This is a genomic window from Bowmanella yangjiangensis (genome assembly GCF_017255015.1).
In the GTDB taxonomy this organism is placed as follows: domain Bacteria; phylum Pseudomonadota; class Gammaproteobacteria; order Enterobacterales; family Alteromonadaceae; genus Bowmanella; species Bowmanella yangjiangensis.
In genome coordinates this window covers 1-1,623 of the sequence record NZ_JAFKCS010000181.1, presented here as the reverse complement: position 1 = coordinate 1,623, position 1,623 = coordinate 1, and the positions used below count along the sequence as shown (strand labels likewise).

1 protein-coding gene is annotated in these 1,623 nt (G+C 54.3%); it reads right to left on the bottom strand.

Annotated elements, in window-relative coordinates; genetic code table 11:
• Positions 1-506: 506 nt before the first annotated feature.
• Positions 507-1,451, bottom strand: a complete 945-nt coding sequence (locus J0A65_RS23125; protein WP_206596647.1) for a DMT family transporter — start codon at positions 1,449-1,451, stop codon at positions 507-509.
• Between the last annotated feature and the right edge of the window lie 172 nt (positions 1,452-1,623).

The window sequence follows — 1,623 nt, the reverse complement described above, 5'->3', positions numbered from 1 at the left end:
CTACTCGCATGAAATCGATTGAATAGCGCAAATAAACGAAGTAATTAATCAAATAAATAGATATTCATTCAAACAAGCAAGGAAACATCAGCGGCGAACCGCGTCAGTCATCGGCCGTTGAACGAATCGCTCCACGCGCCATCCGGGGTCGAGGGGCGCGACACCACAGCGCTGGCGGACCGGATGTAGTCAGTGGCGAAGCAGGTTGCATGCGGGCGCTGTCAGGCACCGTCCCGTGGGAGGCGCTTCAGCGGCGACAGGGCCATGTAGCGGGCATGGCTGTCCCTCCACACACTGGGCAGCACCAGCACGGATTGGTGCCACGCGCCCGCCATTGGGGCGCGGCAGGGAATAGGAGCATCCGGTCAGGCGTGCCAGCACGTAATCGGGAATGGCTTCGCCTTGGTTGAGCAGGCACAGCAAGTAGCCCGGACTGTAAGCCACCAGGGTAGAACACAGCGCCCCAGGAATTCACAGATGATGGGGTTCGCGTTGCTCTCCCCATCCTACAAAGCTCGACTCTTCTTCAGCGCTATTAGAACCCCAACGATCAGCACCACCATTCCCGATAGGGTCGTAATACCGGGGACGTCACCGCGCCATATAAACAGATAGGCCATTGCGGCCAGTGTTTCCAGCACGATCAATTGACCAACCAGTGCAGGTGGGAGGCGCCGGCTGGCTTCATTCCAGCACACGGTCGCCAGCCAGGAAGAAAATAGCGCCATCACGACTATGACAAGAATGAAATAGCCGGGCTCCGGCCCAAGCGGCATTTCAAAGTCGCCATCCTGGATGGCGAAAAATGACCACAGGCAAAGGAGGCCGATGATAGCCATAGGCAACGTAACGATGCCCTGTGCGGTGGCCCAGGTTCTTGCACTGCCGCTGGAGTTCTCCCTGAGCCAGTCTGCATTGCGCAATGGATACCACGTCCAGCATGCTACAGCGGCTATGGCCAGTAATACTCCAAAGCCATAACTCCATTGATCAAAGCCTTCATGCCCCAGCCTTCCTCCCAGTTCGGCTTGGTTTACGCATATCACCCCTATGATGATCAGCGCCGTAGAAGGCAATAGTTTCATCCAAGGTAATCTGGTTGCCTGTGCAGCCCGCTGCAAATTAGCAGCCACAGCAATAACTACAGGCAACGTACCTATAATCATAGTGCTCAAGGCTCCACCTGTACGCTGGATGGAGCTTGCCAAGCAGAAGTAATACAAGAAATTCCCAACAGCCGATAGAAGTGCAGCCACCAGCCAATCGTTGCGCGAAAGTTTCAGTAAGGCGGCACGATCAAGCCAAGCCAAAGGCAGTGCAATGAGTCCATATGCCAGATAACGCCCGATGGAAATAAGCAGTGCCGGGTAGTCCGGTAACAGCAATGGCCCAATGAATACCAGCCCCCACATCATGCCGGCAATCAGCGCACAAAGAGCACCCACCCACATATATATTCTCAACACAAGAAAATAACGGCTGCGACATTACCACGTACGACATTAGCTGCCAGATGAACAATTTATGGGTGCAATATTAAGTATGTTCAACAACACGTAGCCGGACAGCCACTTCCAAGGGTGGATGAGAGAAGCGTCATCCACCCTACGGTCTGATACATCC